This window comes from Allobosea sp. Root381 (assembly GCF_001429395.1).
Lineage (GTDB): Bacteria > Pseudomonadota > Alphaproteobacteria > Rhizobiales > Beijerinckiaceae > Allobosea.
Map to the genome: position 1 here is coordinate 117,311 of NZ_LMJT01000006.1, position 21,033 is coordinate 138,343.

Here is a 21,033-nt window from a genome sequence, read left to right on the forward strand (position 1 = left end):
GCGCTGCCGCAATCCCGCCATTCTTCACGGGTGACGAGACCCGCGCGGCGTGGTCAAGTCCCCGCCATGCATCTCGATTTCCTCGCTTCCGCCCTGGTGACGCTGCTCGTCACGCTCGATCCGCCGGGGCTGGCCCCGATCTTCCTGTCGCTCACCCAGGGCATGTCGCGCGTCGAGCGCCGGCAGGTCGCGATCCGGGCCTGCATCATCGCCTTCGGCATCCTGGCCTTCTTCGGCGTGGCCGGCGACGTGGTTCTGAAGGCGCTCGGCGTGTCGCTGCCGGCCTTCCGCATCGCCGGCGGGCTCTTGCTGTTCTGGATCGCCTTCGAGATGGTGTTCGAGCGCCGCACCGAGCGCAAGCAGCAGACGGCGCAGACGGCGATCACGCTCGATCATATTCGCAACGTCGCGGCCTTTCCGCTCGCGATCCCGCTGATGGCGGGGCCCGGCGCGCTGACCGCGATCATCCTGCTCGCCGGCCGGGCGGAGGGCGATCCGCTTTTGCTGGTCTCGCTCGCGCTGATCTGCGGCCTCGTCATTCTCTCCTGCCTCGCCGTCTTCCTGCTGGCGACGCCGCTGGCGCGGCTGCTCGGCGTCACCGGCAACGTCGTGCTGACGCGGCTGCTCGGCGTGATCCTGGCGGCGCTGGCGGTGCAGTTCGTGATCGACGGCGTGACGGCCGCGATCCGGGCGGCCTGAGGCATCAGAACAGTTCGCGCTGGCCTGCCGGCGTGTCGATCAGCGCCCGGTAGCGCAGGCTGTCGCCATGGCTGACGGCCGGCGGGCGGTCGATGGCGAGTTCGCCATAGAGCGCCGCGATCGCCTCCGCCTCGGGATGTTCGAGCGCGAAGGAGCACAGCCTTGCGCCGAGATCGGCGATGGTCGCCATCGAGCGGGGCTTGCCGCGTCGGTCGATAAGGGAAGGCGCGGCGCCGCCGAGCGGCAGCGAGCCATCGTCCGGGATGGCGAAATCGAAGGCCGGCTGCGACCAGGGCAGCGAGATTTTCCGTCCGAAAACCTGTTCGCGCCCTGCCAGCACCGCATCGATGCCGTCGACCCGCGCGACCCAGCCGCGCAGGCGACGGCCCGCATCCCAGTCCGCCCTGACCATTCGCTGGTCGTCGAGGCCGAACCAGCGCGCCCGCGGCGGCGGCTCGCCCTCGGGGTCGAGCGCGACGATCTCGAGATAGACCGTGTCGCCGAGCTGCAGCAGGTGGTTATGCGTGCCCATATAGCCGTGTCGCTGCCCGAAGGGCACGTCGAGACCGAGACAGGCGCCGACATGGCCGACGCCGTCAGTCAGGGTCGGGGCGATGACGGTGAGATGGTCGAGCCGGAGCATGATCGGCCGACGGTAGCGGAGCCGCGGGGCGCGGGCCAGCGACGAGGCCACACCCGTTGTCTACTGGCCCTAGGGTCAATATCGCCCGCGGGCAGCGCGGGCTATCCTCCATGATCCGTCCTCGTTCGATACGAGGAAAGCGATGAAGCGGGCAGCGCCCTGTCGCGCACCGCACTGGCGTCCCCGCTTCCGCACAGCCCGAACACCGCCTCCGAGCATCCGCACCGCATTACGTCAACGAGCCTTGCGCGGTACCTGCCCTCCGTCTCCGGATCATGAAGGGATCAACGATGCGTACTCTCATTCTGGCCGCGGCAATCGTCATCAGCGGTTCCCTATCCAGCGCCAACGCGCAGGTGGAACTGAAGACCTATGCCGACGCGAATGGCTATCTCGATGTCCAGAAGCTGACTTGCGCTCAACTGGCCGGCACGTTTCAGGAAGACGCCGACATGCTGACGACGTGGTATAGCGGCTGGTACAACGGCCTCGGCAAGAAACACTTCATCAACATCGGGCGAGGCAAGGAGGCCGAGCACGAGGTCATCGTTTATTGCAAGGCCAACCCCAAGGTGACGGTCATCAAGGCCATCGGCCTGGTGTTCGACAAGATGCGCAAGGAGCGCGGCATCGTCCTCGCCAAATAGCGTCCATTTCGGCCGGCGACGCGACTGTCCCTACTTCTCCAGAAAGGCCCGGATCGCGCCCTCGGCCTGCTTCATCGAGGCGACGCCGTCGAGATGGCCGCGCGTGCCCTGCAGGAAGGCCTGCGTGACCGCGACGCCGCCCTGCTTCAGCGCCGCGGCGGTGCGCTCGACGGCGTCGGCCGTGAAGACCAGGTCCTCGGGCTGGGTGATCAGCAGGACCGGTGCCTTGATCCTGGTCGCGGCATCCGCGAGCGACTTGCCGCCGGCGGCGAAGAGCTGGTTGGCCTTGACCAGATAGAGGAAATGGTTGGCGTCGGAAACCTTGGCGCGGGCCTCGCCGGCATTGTCGAGCACGCTTTGGACCTGAAAGCGGTTGGAGAGCGCCGCCGCCGGGTCCTCGCCCTCCTTGGCCGGTCGGCGGCCGAAGGTGGTGTTGGCCCACTCCTGATGGTTGGCCTGCAGCGTTACTGCGGTCAGCGCCTTGGCAAGGCCGGCCAGCGGCGGGGCCTTGCCGTAATAGTCGCCCCTGTTCCAGTTCGGATCGACCAGGATCGGCGCGGCCCAGACATCGAGCCAGGCGATCAGCATGGCGTCGGCCTCGCCCGCGCCGATGACCGGCATCGCCTTCGCCACCATCCCGGGATGGCTCGCCGCCCATTCCAAGGTCTGGAGCGAGCCCATGGAGGGGCCTGCGACCAGTGCGAGCCGTTTGATTCCAAGGCTTTCGACCAGCGCCTTCTGAACTTCGACGAAATCCCGGATCGTGACGACGGGGAAGTCCAGCGCATAGGGCTTGCCGGTATCTGGGTCGATCGAGGCCGGGCCGGTCGTGGTGGTGTTCGGATCGCCGGTGTTGAGATTGACCAGCGTGTCGGAGGAGAGGACGAAGTACTTGTTCGTGTCGATCGCCTTGCCGGGCCCGATGATCGCGTCCCAATAGCCCGGCGCGGCGTCCGCGGTCGCGTATTTTCCGGCGGCATGCGAGTTGCCGGAGAAGAAATGGCAGATCAGCACGGCGTTGGACTTGTCGGCGTTGAGCGTGCCGTAGCTCTCCCAGCCGACCTTGACGTCCTTCAGCGCGCGGCCGCCCTGCGTCGTGAAGCTCGGCAGGGTGAAGACCCGCTTCTCGACGATCAGCTCCTGCGCCGCGGCGGTCTGCATGCCCGTCATCGTCATTGCCATCCATCCCGCGATGCCCGCTGCGGCAGCGATCCAGTGCCTCATCGCCTGTTTCCTTCCCTCAGTGGCCGTCGGGCGGCCTTGCGGGTATCCAAGCGGATTTCGGCGGGGAGCGGAAGCCGGAGGGGACGCAGAGGCTGCTGATTTTGGAGCGAGCCGCGCCGCGCCTCAGCGCAGCGGCAGCGGGCCGATGCCGGTCGGGCGCAGGATCGCTTCCGGCTCGAGCTCCAGCGTCGGGTCGGCAACCGGGCCCCTGAGGCTGAAGGGCAACCGGAGCGCGCCGCCATTGCTCGGCTGAAGCTGCACCGTCATGTCGAGCTCCTGGGCGGGCAGCGAGGCCGTGCCGGTCAGCGTCATCCGATAGCCCGGCCCGGCCATCTGGGTCTCGGTGAGCGCCAGGACGCCATTGGCGATGACGGCGTTGGCACTGGCCGTCTCGAATGCGGTCCGGCCCTGCCGCCAGTCGCGCAGCGCCGCGGCCGGATTGCGCTCGGCCCGGCGCAGCAGATCGCCGAAGGCGAAGCCGGCGAGCTCGCCCTGGCGCAAATTGAGGCTCGCCTTGCCGCTGGCGGAGGCGAGCAGTTCCTGCCGCGAGCGGCCGTAGCCCTCGAGGTTGAGCTGGACATTGCCGTTGCCGCTGAGCCGGGCGAGCCTCGGAAAATCGTTGCCCGCCTGGCCGAAGCTGACCTTGTCCAGCGCGGCGGAGAGCTTGACGTCGAGGCCGGCCGGGGCGGCGGTCGCGAGAAGGCGACCCTTGACGCTGCCGCCATAGGCGCCGGCGCGCAGGATGCCGGCCTCGAAACGCCCCTTCTTGACCAGCAGATAGGTCGCGACATCGCCGAGCTTCGTGTCATCAAGGCGCGCGGTCTCGACAGAGACGCGCAGGTCGATGTCCAGGGCGGTCCAGGCCTCGAAGGGCAGGGCGGCATCGTCGCCCGGCCCGGAGGCGCTTGCGATTTCCAGCCGCGAGATCATGCGTCCGAGATCGAGCTGGGCACCGGCGAGCGTGCCCGAGATGGCGGCGCGCCCAGAGGCCAGGCCGAGATTGAGCGCGCCGTCGAGCCGGTCGCCATCGAGGCGGGCGACGACGTTGCCGAGCGCGACGTCATGCGGGCGGATCAGGGCCTCGGCGGTGAGGGTCAGGGCGCCGACCGCCGCGGCGAGCCGCGGCGCTTCGCCGAACCAGCCCAGCAGCTCCGGCAGCGAGGGGGTCGCCAGCGTCAGCTGGCCGGCGGTGGTCGGCTCCGCGGAATTGCTCCGGTTGCCGTCGAACTGCAGCTTCAGCAGCGGCGCGTTCACGCTGAGCGCCGCCCGGCCGCGTCCGGTGGCGACCGGCCAGAGCAGGTTGACCTCGGTGGGAACCCCGCGCCAGTTCAGCGAGCCGGCGAGCGCGAGCGGCTCCGTGGCCTCGCGCTCGCCGAGGACCAGGTTGACGTCGCGCAGGATGGTGCGGATCTTGCCCTGCGAGCGCAGGAAGAACGAGCCGGTGGTAACGACGATGCGGCTCTGCCCCTGCAGGCCCTCGAGATAGGCGAGGGGCGCCGCCAGCCAGTCCGAAATGCCGCCATCGTCGGCCGTGACCGCCAGATCGACTTCCGGAGCGACCAGGTCGATCCGGTCGAAGTCGATGCGTCCGACAAAGAGTGGCAGCAGCCGCGCATGCGCCCTGATTCGCAGGGCGCGGCCGGCGACCTGCCCCTGGCGTTCGGCGAAGGCGACATTGGAAAGGCTGATGCGGGGCAGCGGAAGCAGGGCGATCTCGGCCCGCTCCATACCGGTGACGACGAGCCCGGTGCGCGCCTCGATCGCGGCGATGACGCGCTGCTCGACGCGCGCGACCGCGATGCTCCAGGACTGCATCCCGAGCAGGGCGAGCAGGAGCACGAGGCCGCAGAGGATGATCGAGCCGCGTCTTGTCATGAACTTTCGAATCGGCACCGGGACGGCTTGCGCCGTGCCGCATGGAGATGGACTCCCTGACGGTGCTGCCGCACAGCGCCGCCTGGGACTGACACCCGCCGCTCACTCAACCAGGAGAGGACCCGGCGCCGACCGCGAATGCGGCACCACCTTCAGCATCACGTCCCGTGCGCTGCACGGTGTATGCCGATGATCCCGGTTTGTCGAGCCGGCGAAGGGGCGGGCGTCGTGGATGCCCGTCACCCCGTTCGGCCGCCGGCCCGCGCGAGCCTGATCGCGGGGTAGAGGCCTGCCAGCACGATCAGCAGGCCAGCCAGCGCGCCGTCCTCGAAAGCCCCGCGCGAAGCGTGGCCATAGACCGTGGTGGCGAGCGTTTCGATATTCAAGGGCCGCAGCAGCAAAGTGGCCGGCAGCTCCTTCAGGCAGTCGACGAAGACGAGGAGGGCGGCCGCCGCGACGGCCGGGCGCGCCAGCGGCCAGTGCATCCGCCGCAGCACCTCGGGCGCGCTGGCGCCGAGCGTGCGAGCGGCATCGTCGATGCGGGGCGAAATCCGTGACAGCCCGCTCTCGATGCCGGCGACGGCGATCGCGAGGAAGCGCACGACATAGGCAAGGACGAGCGCGGCGCCGGAGCCGATCAGCAGCAGGCCCGGGCTGACGCCCGTCAAGTTCTGGACGGTGTTGGCGAAGGCGTTGTCGAAGGCGGCCAGCGGCACGAGCAGGCCGAGCGCGAGAACCGTGCCGGGCACGGCGTAGCCGAGCGAAGCGATGCGCGCCAGCCCCGGCAGCCATGGTTCGCGGCCCTGGCGGCTGGCGGCAACGATGCCGACACCCAGTGCGATGACCGCGCCCGTGGCGAGGCCCGAGAAGATGATCGCGTTGGCGAGGCTGCGCAGCAGCGCGGCGTCGAATTGCTGCCAGAGGTCGCGCCGCAGCACCTCGATCCCGAGGAAGACGATCGGCAGCACGGCGCCGAGCAGCACGGGGAGCGTGCAGGCGAGGCTGGCCGCCAGCGCGCTGCGGCCGGAGAGCGGCGTGCGGCTGAGCGCGCGCGGCTGGCGCACCGGCAGGGCGAAGCGGCGCTGGCCGCGCAACTTCCGCTCGATCAGGATCAGTGCGACGACGAAGAGCAGCATGACGCAGGCGATCTGCGCGGCGCCGGCGAGCGAGTTGCGGTTGACCCAGGTCGTGTAGATCGACAGCGTCAGCGAGCGCACGCCGAGATATTCGCTGGCGCCGATGTCGTTCAGCGTCTCGAGCAAGGCGAGCGTCATGCCGGCCGCGAGCGCCGGGCGGGCCATCGGCAGGCCGACGCGCCAGAACAGCCGGCCACGCGAGGCGCCGAGCGTGCGGGCCGCCTCCACGATGGCGGCGGCCTGCAGGCCGAACAGGGCGCGTACGCTGAGATAGACGTAAGGGTAGAGCACGATCGCGAGGATGCAGATCGCGCCGATGAGGCTGCGCGGATCCGGGAACCAGTAGTCGCGCAGCGAGCGCCAGCCGGTCGCGGCCCGCAGCGCGGTCTGGAGCGGCCCCTGGAAGCCGAGGAACTCCACATAGATATAGGCGGTGATGTAGGTCGGAAGCGCCAGCGGGAGCACCAGGAGCCATTCGAAGGCGCGCCGGCCGGGAAACTCGTACTGGGTCACCAGCCAGGCGGTGCCGACGCCGATGACGGCGCAGAGCAGGCCGACGCCGAGCAGGAGCAGGCCCGTATCGGCCATGGCATAGGGAATGACATTGGCTGCGAGATGCGGCCAGATCGACGCCGCTTGCGAGGACAGCGCGGTCAGCGCCAGCGCCAGCACCGGCAAGGCGACGAGGCCGGCACCGAGCAGAGAAGCCCAGGCGAAACGCGTCGACGGCCGCCACGCGAGTGGCGACCGTCGGATATCGGAGCGCTGTACGCTCAGGCTCAATTGTCGAAGCCGACCTTGTCGACAAGGTCGGCGGCCGCCTTGCGGTTCTTGGCGACGTCGCCGAGCGGGGTCGTGTCGGGCGTGACGGCGCCGAGCAGCTTCACCGCGGCGCTTTCCTTGACGTCGGCATTGACCGGGAACTCGTAATTGCCGTCGCCATAGGCCGTCTGCGCCTTCTCGGCGAGCATGTACTCGATCAGCTTGACGGCGCTGTCCTTGTTGGGTGCGTTCTTGGCGATGGCCGCGGCCGAGACGTTCACATGCGTGCCGCCATTGGCGAAGGTGGTCTTGAGCGGCTTGATGGCGTCGTACCAGCCCTTCTGCTCGTTCTTCGCCTGGCTCATCAGGCCGAGATAATAGGTGTTGATGATGGCGATGTCGCACTGGCCGGACAGGATATCGCGGGCGACTTCGCGGTCGCCGCCGCCGGGCTTGCGGGCGGTGTTGGCCTTGAGCCCCTTCAGATAGGCTTCGGTCTTCTCGGCGCCGTTGCGGGCGAGATAGGCCGCGAAGAAGGCGTTGTTATAGGGGTGCTGGCCGGCGCGGATGCAGAACTTGCCCTTCCACTTGGGATCGGCGAGGTCCTCATAGGTGATCGCGTCTTCCTTGACCCGATCCTTGGAGGCGATGGCGATGCGGGCGCGCGTGGTCAGGGTGACCCAGTTGTCGCCGGGGCCGCGCAGCTGGGCCGGCACGATCTTCTCGACCACCGCCGACTTGATCGGCTGGGTGATGCCGGCATCGGCGAGCGCGTTGATCTGGCCGACATCGACCAGCAGCATGACGTCGGCGGGGCTGTTGGCGCCCTCGGCCGCAACGCGCTCCTGCAGACCATCCTTGAGGAACACCGCATTGACCTTGATGCCGGTATCCTTGGTGAAGGCCTCCAGCACGGGGTTGAGCAGAGCGGGTTCGCGCGTCGTGTAGAGATTGACGCTCTGGGCAAAGGCCGGCGCGGCGAGCAGGGTGGAACCCAGTGCAAGGGCGTACAGGGAAGTTTTTCCGATCATGATCTCGCTCCGTCGATTCTTATCGTTGCTTGGGCGCAGGTGACGGGGCAGCGATAGTGCCGGCTTTTCTCGGCGTCAACCGGAGAAGTCTTGGAATTTCAACGCGTTATTATACTTCAAGAGTTGTTTTTCTTTTGACTAATTCCAATAAGCTTCCCATCCCTCGGAAACCGCACGGGATTTTCCGGCGCGCAGGGTCGTAAGCCTTTCGTCGCAGCCGGACAAAATCGCGTTACTCGGGCAGACGGGTCAGCGCGATGATGCGGACCGGCCCTCGACCGAGGGGATCGATCGAACCGCGAAGCGTGAAGGCGGTATCGGCGTCGCTGGCGATGCTGTCGTCCTGCAAACGGGCTTCGCGCAGGCGCATCTGCCGCTGCAGGCCGCGGGCCTGGGCTTCCATGCGGGAGATGCCGACGCGCTCGTCGATCTGGCGGCGCTGGCCCTTGCTGAGCTCGGAGGCGCTGCGGAAGTCGCGGAAGTCGCGGGTGCTGTAGGGCCAGCTCGAACCGCCGACGAAGGTCTGGACCTTGCCGTCGAGCACCACGCTGTCGCCGGGGCGGAGCGTGAAGTCGCGCAGCAGCGAGACCCGGCGCTCGCCGGCCTGGACGATGGCGGGCCGGCAGGCCGCGGCATCGGGCGTCTTCTCATGGCTGTAGGCCATCGGGAGCGCATCGTAGCGCTTGCCATCGGCGGCGACGGCGTCGCCGATCCCGGTCGCGCCGGCGGCCACGCGGAAGACCTTGACCGGGATTCCGGGGTTCATCGCCTGGCAGAGCGCCTCATGCGCCTTCATGTCGGATGAGGCGCGCAGGTTGCCGATCGGTGCATGGAAGCCGTCGCAAAGGCGCACGCAGATCGTGCGCGCGACGCTCGCCGCACCGGAAACCGTGTCGATCCGTGCCTTGGAGTCGCGCCGAGCGGGGCGCGTCTGGCCTGCCGCCTCAGGGCGCTGCCGGAACGGGTTGAGCTGCACTGGCGGGTGGGCGATGCGCCCGTCGCGCTGCATCTGCAGCAGCGGCAGCCGCCAGCCCGAGGTGGCGGGAGCATAGGCCGAGGCGCGGGGGGCGGGAGTGGCGGGCCGTGCGGCTTGCCGGCGTGCGGCTTCCTGGCGGTGGAAGGCGTGTACGCCCGCGTCATCCTCTGCCTGCACCAGCGAGACGGTCAGGACCGCGCTGCCGGCGCCCACGGCGAGCCCGAGCGCCGCCAGGGCCGCAAGGCGGGGCCGCTTGCCGGAGTGATTCAACGCCTCGGCGGAAGCCGCTGGCAAAACGAAACTTTCGCCCCGGGCGTTGACCCGAGGCGCGACTTCACGGACACGCAACATCGCGTCGACTCCACCCCTGCGCCTGTTTCTCGTCCGCCGCTTGTTGGGTGTAGTTTACTTATTGTTAAGGCTCAACGCCGGGGCGGCAAAACAGGCTGCGATGCTTAACGCTGCGCGCTCGTGCGGGGCGGTTCCGTCAAGCGACCGGCAGGCTCTACAGCACGGCGACGACGACCGCGAGCCACATGCCGAACAGGAGGGCCGAGCCCACCGCGAAGATCGTCGCGCGCAGGCGCAGGTCGTTCGTGCCGACATGTACGAGCGTATGCGCGACGCGGGTCGCGACATAGAGCCAGGCCAGCGCCGCCATGAGGTGATGCGTTGCCCCGACCTCCATCGCCAGCATGATCAGGGCGAAGAAGACGACCGGCGTCTCGAACTGGTTCGAGAAATTCGCAGCGGCCAGGCGGGCGGGCTCCGGGTAACGCTCGTTCGAGACCGCGACATCGGCCATGCGGACCTGCTTGCCGTCGAAGGCCGCCTTGCGGCGCAGGAACATGATCGCGAGGACGACGAAGATCCAGAGGATCATGGCCAGCGCGGGATAGACCAGCTTGAGCGACATCTGTGACTCCGGACAGCCCTGACATGGCCTGATCGGAGCGAAGCCAAGCTGTCGCCAAAAAGCAAGCGCAGCGGCCCGTTCAGCTGCGCTGCGCCCAAGATGGCGGTGGAAAGCTGCGCAGAAGCGTCCGGGAAACTCCTGGCTTGTCACCAAACCGCGAGCCGTCCCGGGCAAACGCAGGAAGATCCCGAACCTATTCCGGAACTTTTTCGAAACAGCGCTCCGCATGGATCGCGGATCTCCGCGGAGTTTATCCTTGGGCCGATCGAAGATCGGACCCAGGGCTACGTCCGGGATGACCCGCGTCGGGCCACTCAGGAGCGCGTCGGGTAGTTCGGGCTCTCTCGCACGATCGTTACGTCGTGGACGTGGCTCTCGCGCAGGCCCGCGCTGGTGATGCGGATGAAGCGGGCCTTGGCCTGGTAGTCCTTGAGATCGGCGCCGCCGACATAGCCCATGGCGGCGCGCAGGCCGCCTGCGAGTTGGTGCAGAACCCCCGAGACCGGGCCCTTATAGGCGACCTGGCCCTCGATGCCCTCCGGCACCAGCTTCAGCGCGTCCTTGATGTCTTGCTGGAAGTAGCGGTCGGCGGAACCTCGCGCCATTGCGCCGACGGAGCCCATGCCGCGATAGGATTTGTAGGAGCGGCCCTGGTAGAGGAAAGTCTCGCCGGGAGTCTCGTCGGTGCCGGCTAGAAGCGAGCCGACCATCGCGCAGGAAGCCCCTGCCGCCAAGGCCTTGGCGAGATCTCCTGAGTATTTGATTCCGCCGTCGGCGATGACCGGGACGCCGGCCTTGGAGGCGGCCGATGCCGCATCCATGATGGCGGTGAGCTGCGGCACGCCGACGCCCGCGACGATGCGGGTGGTGCAGATCGAGCCCGGGCCGATGCCGACCTTGATGGCATCCGCGCCGGCATCGATCAGTGCCTGGGCGCCGCCGGCCGTCGCGACATTGCCGGCGATGATCTGCACGGCGTTGGAGAGCTTCTTCACCCGCGTCACGGCTTCCAGCACCTTGGCCGAATGGCCATGGGCGGTGTCGACGACGATCAGGTCGACGCCGGCATCGACCAGCATCTCCGAGCGCTCGAAGCCGAGATCGCCGGTCGTGGTCGCGGCTGCGACCAGAAGGCGCCCTTTGGCATCCTTGGCGGCGTTGGGATGGGCGACCTGCTTCTCCATGTCCTTGACGGTGATCAGGCCGATGCAGCGATAGTGATCGTCGACGACAAGCAGCTTCTCGATGCGGAACTGATGGAGCAGGCGGCGGGCCTCGTCCTGGCTGACGCCCTCGCGCACCGTGATCAGCCGGTCCTTGGTCATGATCTCGGAGACGGGCTGCTCGGGATTGGCGGCGAAGCGCACGTCGCGGTTGGTCAGGATGCCGACGAGCTTGCCCTTGTGGCCCTGCGGGCCGCGCTCGACCACCGGAATGCCGGAGATCGAGTTGCGCTTCATGATCGCGAGCGCGTCGCCGAGGGTCTCGTCGGGGAAGATGGTGATCGGGTTGGCGACCATGCCCGATTCGAACTTCTTGACGAGGCGGACCTGTTCGGCCTGCTGATCGGCCTCGAGATTGCGGTGGACGACGCCGAGGCCGCCGGCCTGTGCCATCGCGATCGCCATGCGCGCTTCGGTCACGGTATCCATCGCGGAGGCGATGATCGGCAGGTTGAGTGAGATCGTCTTGGTGAGCTGGGTGCGGATGTCGACATCCGCCGGCATGACCTCCGACGGGCCCGGCTCGAGGAGCACGTCGTCGAAGGTGAGACCGTCGCGAATCAGGCCGTCGAGAGAAAGGGTCATCGTCAACTCCGCCGCCGGCCGGGCCGGCTCTGTTACGGTATCGCGGAGGGCGCCCGCGACCGGGTTGACGAGGCCCGTTAGCATGCGCCCGGCGCTGCCGCTAGAGCGCCACGGCGATTATTTTGCATTGCGGCATTGCGCGTTGTGAGCGGGATACCCGACCCAGCCGTCGGCACTGCGCCCCCCGAGCCTAACCGCCTGTCCGGTCGACGGCGGCGAGGGCGGGGCTCTCGTGCCGGGCGAACTCCCCGCAATCCTTCCCGCAGATGCAGTCCTCGACACGCAGCGCCTTGTTGGAGCCCGGCTGGATCGCCGGCCGGGCGCAGCCGATTTCCCAGCTGACCTGCGGCGCGGCACGGGCTGAAGAGGCCCCGCCCAGCGCCAGGCCGCCGAGAAGCGCGAGGCCAATACCGCGCAGGCCGCCGAAGGCGACAGCGAAATGAGATTTCTTCAGCATGCAAAGGCTCCGGCCGGCGGGTCGATCAAGTGATGTGCGATGCCCCTTGGTCGCCCGGCGAGCCGGACCGCCCAGATATGGGGATGGCTGCCGCCGGCCGGCACTGCCGGTACCGCATGGCGGCCTTGCGCCGCGGAAGCTGCCGGGAGGGCTTGCGAAGGTGTTCACAGCCTCCATGCCGGATCGCCGCGGCCAGACCATCTTGCTCTGGGCATCGCGGCGAACGAGCCGAGGGCCATCGTCTTGCAGCGCGCCAAACTCCTGCCCCTGATCGTCGCCTGCGCGCTTTTCATGGAAAACACCGATTCCACGGTGATCGCGACATCGCTGCCGGTGATCGCGCAATCGCTCGGCGAGGATCCGATCGCGCTGAAGCTGGCGCTGACTTCCTATCTCGTCAGCCTCGCGGTCTTCATCCCGATCTCCGGCTGGATGGCGGACCGTTACGGCGCGCGCACGATCTTCCGGGCGGCGCTCGGCGTCTTCATGCTGGGCTCGCTGCTCTGCGCTGTGTCGAACTCGCTCGGGGCCTTCGTTGGCGCGCGCTTCATCCAGGGCATGGGCGGGGCGATGATGGTCCCGGTCGGGCGGCTGGTGATCCTGCGCAGCGTCTCCAAGGCCGAGCTTGTCGGCGCGCTCGCCTACCTCACGATCCCGGCCCTCGTCGGCCCCGTCGTCGGGCCGCCGCTCGGCGGCTTCATCACGACTTATTTCGACTGGCGCTGGATCTTCCTGATCAACATCCCCATCGGCATCGTCGGCATCGTTCTGGCGAGCATCTTCTTCGAGGATGTGCGCGAGGAGGATGTCGCCCCGCTCGACATCAAGGGCTTCCTGCTGTCGGCCTTCGGCTTCGCCAGCCTGATGCTGGGGCTGGCGACGGGCGGGCGCCATCTCGTGCCCGCAGCGGTATCCTATGCCGGCGTCGCCGCCGGGGTCGCCGCGCTGGTCGCCTACTGGTTCCATTCGCGGCGGATCGCCAATCCCGTGCTGAACCTCTCGCTGCTGCGGATACCGACCTTCCGCATCGGGGTGATCGGCGGCTCGATCTTCCGCACCGGCATCGGTGCGATCCCCTTCCTGCTGCCGCTGATGCTGCAGCTAGGCTTCGGCCTCGACGCCCTGCAATCGGGGCTGATCACCTTCGTCTCCGCCGCCGGTGCGCTGCTGATGAAGACGATGGCCAAGACGATCCTGGCCCGCTTCGGCTTCCGGCGCGTGCTGACGGTGAACGCCGTGATCGGGGCTTCCTTCCTCGCAGCGTCCGGGCTGTTCACGCCGCTGACGCCGCATTGGCTGATGCTGGCGGTGCTGTTGATCGGCGGCTGCTTCCGTTCGCTGCAGTTCACCGGGATCAACGCGCTGAGCTATTCCGACGTCTCCAGCCGTCAGATGTCGGGCGCGACCAGCCTGGCGAGCGTCGCCCAGCAATTATCGCTGAGCATGGGCGTCACCATCGGCGCCTTCGCGCTCGAGGCGGCTCTCGCCGTCCAGGGCGGAACCACGCTCGGCGCAGGCGATTTCTGGCCGGGCTTCTTGCTGGTCGGCCTGATCTCGGCATCGTCGGTGTTCATGATGATGCGACTGGCGCCCGATGCCGGGGCGGAGGTCTCGGGGCACGCCCCGCTCAGCGCCCGCAAGGCGACGGCGGAGGCGATCGCAGACCAGAAGCCGCTGGAGTAGCGCCACGAAGCGACGGGCTGACCGTCAGCTCGTCGCTTCGGCGTCGTCTGCCTTCCGTCGATAGCCGGTCGCCAGCACGTAGAGCTCGGACGAATCCGAGCGGCTCGCCGCCGGCTTGACGTTGCGCACCGTGGTGAAGTCGCGCTTGAGCTGGGCCAGCAGCTCGGCGCTCTCGCCGCCCTGGAACAGCTTGGCCAGGAAGAAACCGCCCGGCGCCAGGATGCCGTTGGCGAAGTCGAGCGCGGCTTCCGCCAGCGCGATGATCTTGAGGTGGTCGGTCTTCTTGTGGCCGGTGGTGTTGGCGGCCATGTCGGACATCACGCCGTCGGCGCGGCCGCCGAGCCGCTCGGTCAGGAGGGCAGGGGCCTCGTCGGCCATGAAGTCCATCTCGATCAGGTCGACGCCGGGAATCGGATCGACCGGCAGCAGGTCGATGCCGACGATGCGCCCCTTGCCCTTCTCCAGGCCGATTCGCGCCGCCGCGATCTGGCACCAGCCACCCGGCGCGCAGCCGAGATCGATCAGCTTCTGGCCGCTCTTCAGGAATTTGTAGCGGTCGTCCATCTCCTCCAGCTTGAAGGCGGCGCGCGAACGATAGCCCATCTCGCGGGCCCGCTTCACATAGGGGTCGTTGAGCTGGCGCTCGAGCCAGAGCTGCGAGGAATGCTTGAGCTTTCCAGCCTTCTTGACCTTGACGCGCATGTCGCGCGCGCCGCCGGACTTGCCCCCGGTGCCGACCGTCTTGCCGGTGGATTTGCCGCCTGCCTTGCCGGCGGTCATCGCCTCGATCCCATGCTGCGGGCCGGCTTCGTGAAAGGCGTCATGTCATCTCCGGCGCCACCAGGCGCGGTCCTCGTGCATCATCCTGAGCAGGATGCCCTCGCGTAGGCCGCGGTCGGCGATACGGACCCGCTCGCTCGGAAAGGCGCGGCGGATCGCCTCGAAGATGGCGCAGCCGGCCAGCACGAGATCGGCGCGCTCGCGGCCGATGCAGGCATTGGCCGCGCGGGCTGCATAATCCATTTCGATCAGCCGGTCGATCACGGCGAGGATATCCTCCTGCCGCATCCACAGGCCGTCGACCTCGCGCCGGTCATAGCGCGGCAGTCCGAGATGGATGCCGGCGACCGTCGTCACCGTGCCGGAGGTGCCGAGCAGGTGGAAGGCGCGGGCCCGGCGCGCCGCGCCGGCCTTCTTTGCGAAGGGCGCCAGCTCCCGGCCGCAATCCTCCACCATCGTCTCGAACAGGGCACGGCTGACGTCGACGCCGCCATAGCGCTCGGCGATCGTGACCACGCCGACCGGCAGCGAGGCCCATTCGCGGATGCGCGCGGCGGGGTCGCGCGCCTCGTTGCGCCCGCCCATCCAGGCGATTTCGGTCGAGCCGCCGCCGATGTCGAAGACGATCACGCCCTCCGCCGCGGGATCGGCCAGGGCGGCGCAGCCCGAGACGGCGAGCGCGGCTTCCGTGCCCTGGTCGATGATCTCGAGTTCCAGCTCGGCCTCCTCCGCGACGCGGCGGACGAAGTCAGTGCCGTTGCCGGCGGCCCGGCAGGCCTCCGTTGTCACCAGCCGGGCGCGCGAGACGTTGCGGTGGAGCATCTTGCCGCGGCAGACTTTCAGCGCTTCGATGGCGCGGTCCATCGCCGCGTCGCTGAGCCGGCTGCTCGCCGCCAGCCCTTCGCCCAGCCGCACGATTCGCGAAAAGGCATCGACGACGCGGAAGCCATGCTGCGCCGGCCGGGCGATCAGCAGGCGGCAATTATTGGTGCCGAGATCGAGCGCGGCATAGGTCGCGGGGGCCGGGCGCGGGACTGGGGCCGGGGCTTGCAGGTTTTTCGTTTGCGCGCTTTGGGCCGGCGAGGTCTGGATCTGCGCGGGCTGGTGCTGGCGGGTTTCGAGCGGCTTGGCCTGGACGCATGCAGCATCGAGCGCGGCGGGGGGCATTCCCGCCCGCGCCGGCGAAACGCCGTTCGCCCCGCCGCCCGCGAAGGGGCCGGCGTCATGAAACTGCGGCGGCGCCATTGCAGCGCCGTTCCGCCCCTGCCGGTCCTCGACCGTCACCCGCTCAATCCTTTGGCCTGCGGCCATGCCCCGAAGGCGACTGCGGCCGCGCCGGGCCGAAGCCCGGCTACCTGTTGGAAAGAGCGTAACAACAGCAGGACTGCGGTGCCAAGCGGAACCTTCTTCCAAGCGCGCTTAGCGGAGAAGGCCTTGCCCTGCGCGGTGGCCTTCGGCCAGTGTCCCGGCCAGGCGGCCGGGCAAGAGGCCGCAGCGTCAGGGAAGGACCGCCGCATGGCCGCCGCACGCCATATCCTCGCGATCGACCAGGGCACGACCTCCTCGCGCGCCCTCGTCTTCGACGCCGGGCTCAACCTCGTCGCCAGTGCCCAGCGCGAATTCGCCCAGCATTTTCCGGCTTCCGGTTGGGTCGAGCACGAGCCCGAGGATATCTGGGACGGCGTGCTGTCGACTTGCCGCGAGGCGATTGCGAAGGCTGGGATCAGTGCGGATTCGGTTGCGGCGATCGGAATCACCAACCAGCGCGAGACGACGCTGATCTGGGACCGCAAGACTGGGCGCGCCATCCACCGCGCTATCGTCTGGCAGGATCGGCGCACCGCCGCGGCTTGCGCCGAACTGGTCGCGACCGGCCATGACGAACTGGTCGCGGCGCGCACGGGCTTGCGCATCGACCCCTATTTCTCCGCCACCAAGATCGCCTGGATGCTCGACCAGGTGCCGGGCGCGCGACGCAGGGCGGAGGCCGGGGAGCTCGCCTTCGGAACCGTCGACAGCTTCCTGCTCTGGCGGCTCACCGGCGGGGCGGTGCATGCGACCGATGCGACCAATGCCGCCCGGACGATGATCTTCGACATCCATCGCGGCGTCTGGGACGAGGAGTTGCTGGCGCTGTTCGGGATTCCGGCCGCGCTGCTGCCGGAGGTGAAGGATTGCGCCGGCTTCTTTGGCGAAACGGTGCCGGACCTGTTCGGCGCCGCGATTCCCGTGCGCGGCATCGCCGGCGACCAGCAGGCCGCGACGATCGGCCAGGCCTGCTTCTCGCCGGGCATGGTGAAATCGACCTACGGCACGGGCTGCTTCGCCCTGCTCAATACGGGGCGCGCGCCGGTCAAATCGAAGCATCGGCTGCTCAGCACCATCGCCTATCAGCTCGAGGGCAAGCGCACCTACGCGCTGGAGGGCTCGATCTTCGTCGCCGGCGCGGCTGTGCAGTGGCTGCGCGACGGGCTCGGCATCATCACCGATGCGAGCGAGACCGGGCCGCTGGCGCAAGCCGCCGACCCGGCGCAGGAAGTCTATCTGGTTCCGGCTTTCGTCGGCCTCGGCGCGCCGCATTGGGATGCGGAGGCACGTGGCGCGATCTTCGGCCTGACCCGCGGCAGCGGCCCACGCGAATTCGCAAAGGCTGCTCTGGAAAGCGTCTGCTACCAGACACTCGACCTGATCGAGGCGATGCATGCCGACTGGCCGGCGGCGTCGAGCGGCGCCGGCGCCCGCTCCGTGCTGCGCGTCGATGGCGGCATGGTCGCCTCCGACTGGACGATGCAGCGCCTCGCGGACATCCTCGACCTAGCGGTCGATCGGCCGGTGCTGCGCGAGACCACGGCGCTGGGCGCGGCCTATCTTGCCGGCCTCGACGCGGGCCTGCTGCCCGAGCCCGACCGCTTCGCCGATCTCTGGCGGCTGGAGCGGCGCTTCACGCCGGGGATGGCCGCAAGCGAACGCGCCCGCAAGATCGACGGCTGGCGCGACAGCGTGAGGCGGACGTTGCGCGACAGGTAAGCAGGCACCGGCTCCTGCCCACATGGCGGTTGGCCGGGCTGCAGCGGGCCGCTGCGCTCGTCCTGTGCTGCATTGGTGGAGCAGGCGCTGGAGCGCGGCGGCTGCGCATCGCCGTTGCGCCGCGCTGGCAGGCGCGTGTCATGGCCAAGCAGGCGGGCATGGCAACACCCAGACGCCGCGGCGGCGGCCGGCTGTCCTCCGGCACCGAATTCTTTGCATGGCTGGTTGCATTCTGGGGCTTGCCATTCGGCCGAGCTTTGATTAGACCGCCGCTCACCAACGCGAACGCAGCTTTCAGCGCGGCGCAATGTTGGGGGATCGTCTAACGGTAGGACCCCAGACTCTGACTCTGGTTGTCTAGGTTCGAATCCTAGTCCCCCAGCCACCACTTTTCGGTGGCTCATATGCGAATAAAATCAAACACTTATCGACTGTCCGCTTATCATGGGTAGCACCGTGAGCCCTTCGACGCCGGCCCCCTTGCGTGGCTGCACTTGAGGAGTTCAGTCTGGCCGCATCGCTGGGGGCCGGTGAATGATCCATGAAAGTGCGCCTTGGAAGGCTCACCTCGTCAGAGACGCGCGTCTCATCGAGCGATGGGCCGCCAAGCCCAAACATTCCGAGCGCCGGTCCTTCCTCATAGAGCGCAAGGTGTTTCTCGCCGCGTATGCGATGCGGAAGCTGGACGATGGTATAAAACTTTCCGACTTGCTCACCGCCGACATGCAGGTTCTTCGGTTTCCGCCTGCCCAAGGCGGCTTCACTCTTCGCAATAACCACTCGTTCGATGAGTGCTTCGACTTGGAGAACCCCGTCCTCAGCCGGTCCTCCCGCTGCCCGCCTCTCCGCTGCCGCCTCGGCAAGGCGGTCTACGATCTCGTTGCCACGCTCTCCAGCGTGACCACGAACCCACTCGATCCGCACCAGCGGTCTCGCGTCGAGGGCCGTCCAGAGGGCGGGCCACAGGTCGACATTCTTGACGGGGCCGGTCTTCGTCCTCATGCCCTTGGCCTGCCAGCCCGCACGCCACCTCGTACTACCGTCGCGGACGTAGGTGCTGTCCGTGCGGATTCCGCTCTGATGATTTGATACAGCATGCAACGGTCATCTGCCGGCGGGCCCCGCCGGCAGATCTCGCGCTCGCGCCGGTCAGGCGCTTTTGTTCCGGCTCTGGCGCAGGGCCGCGAGCAGCGCCTCGGCGGCCTTGGCCGATGACCCCGGATTCTGGCCGGTGATAAGCTGGCCGTCGACCACGGTGTGTACGCCCCAGTCCTTCACCTTGGAGAAGATCGCGCCAAGGCCGACGAGCTCGTCCTCGAGCAGGAAGGGCACGACCTTCTCGAGCCCGACGGCCGCCTCTTCGCTGTTGGTGAAGCCGGTGATGGAGCGGTCCTTCACGAACGGGCTCCCGTCGGGATTCGTCACGCGACGCAGCACGCCCGGGGCATGGCAAACCAGGGCGATCGCCTTGCCGGCCGCGACGAAGGCTTCGATCAGGCCGATCGAGCTCGGATCTTCCGCGAGGTCCCAGAGCGGCCCGTGGCCGCCGGGATAGAAGACCGTGTCGAAATCCTTCTGATCGACGCTGTCGAGACGCACCGTGGCCGCGAGCTGTGCTTTGGCGGCCGGATCGGCGCTGAAGCGGCGCGTGAGGTCGGTCTGGAACATCGGCTCGTCGCTCTTCGGGTCGAGCGGCGGCTGGCCGCCTTTCGGAGAGGCGAGGGTGATATCGGCGCCCGCATCCTTGAAGACGTAGTACGGAGCCGCCAGCTCTTCGAGCCAGAAGCCGGTCTTCCTGCCCGTGTCGCCGAGCGTGTCGTGGGAGGTGAGTACGATCAGGACTTTCATGACTCGGATCCTTCGGTCGGGTGTCGCCGCGATGTGCCGCGGCCGGCTGGTCTGGAATTCGACCAGCCGCATCGGCTTGTCGATGAACGGATCATCGCATCCGTCGACATATTCCAGAAATCTACTTCTTCGATTTTAGATATTCAGGTGGCATTATATCTCGATGAGATACGACCTGAACCTGCTCCCGGTTTTCCTGGCCCTGATGGAGGAGCGGAGCGTGACGCGGGCGGCGCTGCGGCTCGGCATCACCCAGCCGGCGCTGTCCAACGCATTGAACCGTCTGCGCGAGACCCTGCGGGACCAGCTCTTCATCCGGGAACGATACGGCATCAGGCCGACCCCGCTGGCGGAGGAAATCGCACCGACCATCGAGGCAGCCCTGGCGCAGCTCGACGACCTCGTTCTGAACCAGCAGGAGTTCGACCCGGCTAAGGCCGAGCGTCTGTTCACGCTGGCGCCCAACAGCTTCGTCGAGCTGGTGCTGATGCCGGCCCTCGTCGCGAGGACGCGCCAGCTCGCGCCCGGAATCAGGCTGCGCATGACGCCGTTCGGCAACGATCTCGCCGAGACCGGCGTGATCTCGGGCACCACCGCCATGGTGCTCGGCCGGATCGTCGATCCGCCGGACAACCTCGTCGTCCAGCATCTTCTCGACGACGGCCTCGCCTGCGTGGTGCGGAGCGACCATCCCGATGTCGGCGATCGTATCTCCCGCGAGCAGTACGAGGATCTGAGGCACGTGAACGTGCTCCCGCCGGGCCGACTGCGCGCCGGCCTCTTCCAGGCTCTAGGGCAGCAGAAACTCAAGCGGGAGGTCGCGGTCTCCGTCACGCATTTTCTCGCTGTGCCCGAGATGATTGCCGTCACGGATTATTGTGCGACGCTGCCGCGGCTGATCTGTCGGCGGCTCGCGCAGGATCCGCGGCTGAAGGTGCTGCCGGCGCCAGTCGATCTCGGCACGTTTCCGGTGCAGATGGCCTGGCATGTGCGGTATCGTCATGAGCCGGCGCACAGATGGCTGCGTTCGCTGATCGGCGAGCTTGCGAAAGAACTGGTTTCCGAACAGAGCTGAGACGGGACGGCGGCTGCCTTCGAGAACCCTTAGTGTCCGCATCTCATCGATCTCGATGAGATGCGAGTAGCCGGCGACACCGCAGCCAGAACCGCGGCCAGCCACCGTATCATCTGCGCAGTCACCATGCGGCTCTCCAGCAGGAAACCCGCAAAGGCGTCGGTCTGGACCCGAGCTCAGGATGCGCCGCGTCCCAACAATCCGTCCAAGGTTACGACCGAGACGGCACACTGACGACCGCCCTAGAACGGTTGAGCAGCCGAGGTCTGCTTCCGGGCAAAGCGCCAACGTCCGCAGTGGCGCGACGCCGCCGTTCTGCGCCGTCGCGCGAGAGCTGTACCGGCTCGTCTCAGAACCTGACGGCAAGGTTGGCCTTGAAGGCATGGTCCTGGGCGTCGGTTGCGAGCTGGCCGGTGTAGGAGACGCCGAGCGTCGCGCTCCGGCTG

Annotated in this window: 18 protein-coding genes and 1 tRNA gene; 6 read left to right on the forward strand and 13 right to left on the reverse strand. The window is 68.0% G+C overall.

Going from position 1 to position 21,033, the window contains the following annotated elements; genetic code table 11:
* Window positions 1-66: 66 nt before the first annotated feature.
* Window positions 67-699 carry a MarC family protein gene (locus ASE63_RS08100; RefSeq protein WP_056799277.1) on the forward strand — a complete coding sequence of 211 codons (633 nt, stop codon included), beginning with the start codon at window positions 67-69 and terminating at the stop codon, window positions 697-699.
* Window positions 700-703: 4 nt separating this feature from the next.
* Here ASE63_RS08100 and ASE63_RS08105 read toward each other — a convergent pair whose 3' ends face one another.
* Complete coding sequence (locus ASE63_RS08105) at window positions 704-1,342, reverse strand: VOC family protein (protein WP_056799358.1); 639 nt, start codon at window positions 1,340-1,342, stop codon at window positions 704-706.
* Window positions 1,343-1,617: 275 nt separating this feature from the next.
* On the opposite strand from ASE63_RS08105, the gene ASE63_RS08110 reads away from it, so the two are divergent.
* Window positions 1,618-1,989 carry an HdeA/HdeB family chaperone gene (locus ASE63_RS08110; RefSeq protein WP_244491327.1) on the forward strand — a complete coding sequence of 124 codons (372 nt, stop codon included), beginning with the start codon at window positions 1,618-1,620 and terminating at the stop codon, window positions 1,987-1,989.
* 30 nt (window positions 1,990-2,019) lie between these two features.
* On the opposite strand, the gene ASE63_RS08115 is transcribed toward ASE63_RS08110, so the two are convergent.
* The 8 genes from ASE63_RS08115 to ASE63_RS08150 all read right to left on the reverse strand — a co-directional run bounded on the left by ASE63_RS08115 (window position 2,020) and on the right by ASE63_RS08150 (window position 12,174).
* Window positions 2,020-3,213 (reverse strand): homoserine O-acetyltransferase, encoded by a 1,194-nt coding sequence (locus ASE63_RS08115; RefSeq protein WP_056799282.1) that lies wholly within the window; start codon window positions 3,211-3,213, stop codon window positions 2,020-2,022.
* 123 nt (window positions 3,214-3,336) lie between these two features.
* Window positions 3,337-5,088 carry an AsmA-like C-terminal region-containing protein gene (locus ASE63_RS08120; protein WP_056799284.1) on the reverse strand — a complete coding sequence of 584 codons (1,752 nt, stop codon included), beginning with the start codon at window positions 5,086-5,088 and terminating at the stop codon, window positions 3,337-3,339.
* Window positions 5,089-5,327: 239 nt separating this feature from the next.
* Window positions 5,328-7,007: an iron ABC transporter permease gene (locus ASE63_RS08125; protein ID WP_056799287.1), complete on the reverse strand. Its 1,680-nt coding sequence runs from the start codon at window positions 7,005-7,007 to the stop codon at window positions 5,328-5,330.
* A complete protein-coding gene (locus tag ASE63_RS08130; protein WP_056799290.1) occupies window positions 7,004-8,017 on the reverse strand; it encodes an extracellular solute-binding protein in 1,014 nt (337 codons plus the stop codon). The genes ASE63_RS08125 and ASE63_RS08130 overlap by 4 nt, the downstream gene beginning before the upstream one ends.
* Window positions 8,018-8,249: 232 nt before the next feature.
* Window positions 8,250-9,344 carry a DUF2865 domain-containing protein gene (locus ASE63_RS08135; RefSeq protein ID WP_156410247.1) on the reverse strand — a complete coding sequence of 365 codons (1,095 nt, stop codon included), beginning with the start codon at window positions 9,342-9,344 and terminating at the stop codon, window positions 8,250-8,252.
* 154 nt (window positions 9,345-9,498) lie between these two features.
* Complete coding sequence (locus tag ASE63_RS27700) at window positions 9,499-9,909, reverse strand: MAPEG family protein (RefSeq protein WP_056799296.1); 411 nt, start codon at window positions 9,907-9,909, stop codon at window positions 9,499-9,501.
* Window positions 9,910-10,223: 314 nt separating this feature from the next.
* Window positions 10,224-11,717: an IMP dehydrogenase gene (guaB, locus tag ASE63_RS08145; protein ID WP_056799362.1), complete on the reverse strand. Its 1,494-nt coding sequence runs from the start codon at window positions 11,715-11,717 to the stop codon at window positions 10,224-10,226.
* A gap of 190 nt (window positions 11,718-11,907) precedes the next feature.
* Window positions 11,908-12,174 (reverse strand): hypothetical protein, encoded by a 267-nt coding sequence (locus ASE63_RS08150; RefSeq protein WP_056799299.1) that lies wholly within the window; start codon window positions 12,172-12,174, stop codon window positions 11,908-11,910.
* 243 nt (window positions 12,175-12,417) lie between these two features.
* Between ASE63_RS08150 and ASE63_RS08155 the strand changes: the two genes are divergently transcribed.
* On the forward strand, window positions 12,418-13,857 hold the full coding sequence (locus ASE63_RS08155; RefSeq protein ID WP_056799300.1) for an MFS transporter: 1,440 nt from the start codon (window positions 12,418-12,420) through the stop codon (window positions 13,855-13,857).
* A gap of 24 nt (window positions 13,858-13,881) precedes the next feature.
* Here the strand turns inward: ASE63_RS08155 and ASE63_RS08160 are convergent, their stop codons facing one another.
* Both ASE63_RS08160 and ASE63_RS08165 read right to left on the reverse strand, forming a co-directional pair.
* The gene (locus ASE63_RS08160) at window positions 13,882-14,637 is read right to left on the reverse strand and encodes an RlmE family RNA methyltransferase (RefSeq protein ID WP_056799303.1); all 756 of its coding nucleotides are present in this window, start codon (window positions 14,635-14,637) and stop codon (window positions 13,882-13,884) included.
* Between the two features lie 45 nt (window positions 14,638-14,682).
* Complete coding sequence (locus tag ASE63_RS08165) at window positions 14,683-15,921, reverse strand: Ppx/GppA phosphatase family protein (protein WP_244491328.1); 1,239 nt, start codon at window positions 15,919-15,921, stop codon at window positions 14,683-14,685.
* A gap of 231 nt (window positions 15,922-16,152) precedes the next feature.
* On the opposite strand from ASE63_RS08165, the gene glpK reads away from it, so the two are divergent.
* Both glpK and ASE63_RS08175 read left to right on the forward strand, forming a co-directional pair.
* Complete coding sequence (gene glpK / locus ASE63_RS08170) at window positions 16,153-17,664, forward strand: glycerol kinase GlpK (protein ID WP_056799306.1); 1,512 nt, start codon at window positions 16,153-16,155, stop codon at window positions 17,662-17,664.
* 311 nt (window positions 17,665-17,975) lie between these two features.
* Window positions 17,976-18,049: transfer RNA gene (locus ASE63_RS08175), tRNA-Gln, on the forward strand.
* Here the strand turns inward: ASE63_RS08175 and ASE63_RS26455 are convergent.
* Together ASE63_RS26455 and ASE63_RS08185 are read right to left on the reverse strand one after the other, a co-directional pair.
* On the reverse strand, window positions 18,022-18,765 hold the full coding sequence (locus ASE63_RS26455) for an RNase H family protein (protein WP_082609753.1): 744 nt from the start codon (window positions 18,763-18,765) through the stop codon (window positions 18,022-18,024). The two genes, ASE63_RS08175 and ASE63_RS26455, sit on opposite strands and share 28 nt — an antisense overlap.
* 48 nt (window positions 18,766-18,813) lie before the next feature.
* Window positions 18,814-19,512, reverse strand: coding sequence for a type 1 glutamine amidotransferase domain-containing protein (locus ASE63_RS08185; protein ID WP_056799368.1), 699 nt, complete (start codon window positions 19,510-19,512; stop codon window positions 18,814-18,816).
* Window positions 19,513-19,675: 163 nt separating this feature from the next.
* On the opposite strand from ASE63_RS08185, the gene ASE63_RS08190 reads away from it, so the two are divergent.
* A complete protein-coding gene (locus ASE63_RS08190) occupies window positions 19,676-20,587 on the forward strand; it encodes a LysR substrate-binding domain-containing protein (RefSeq protein WP_056799311.1) in 912 nt (303 codons plus the stop codon).
* The last annotated feature ends 446 nt before the right edge of the window (window positions 20,588-21,033 follow it).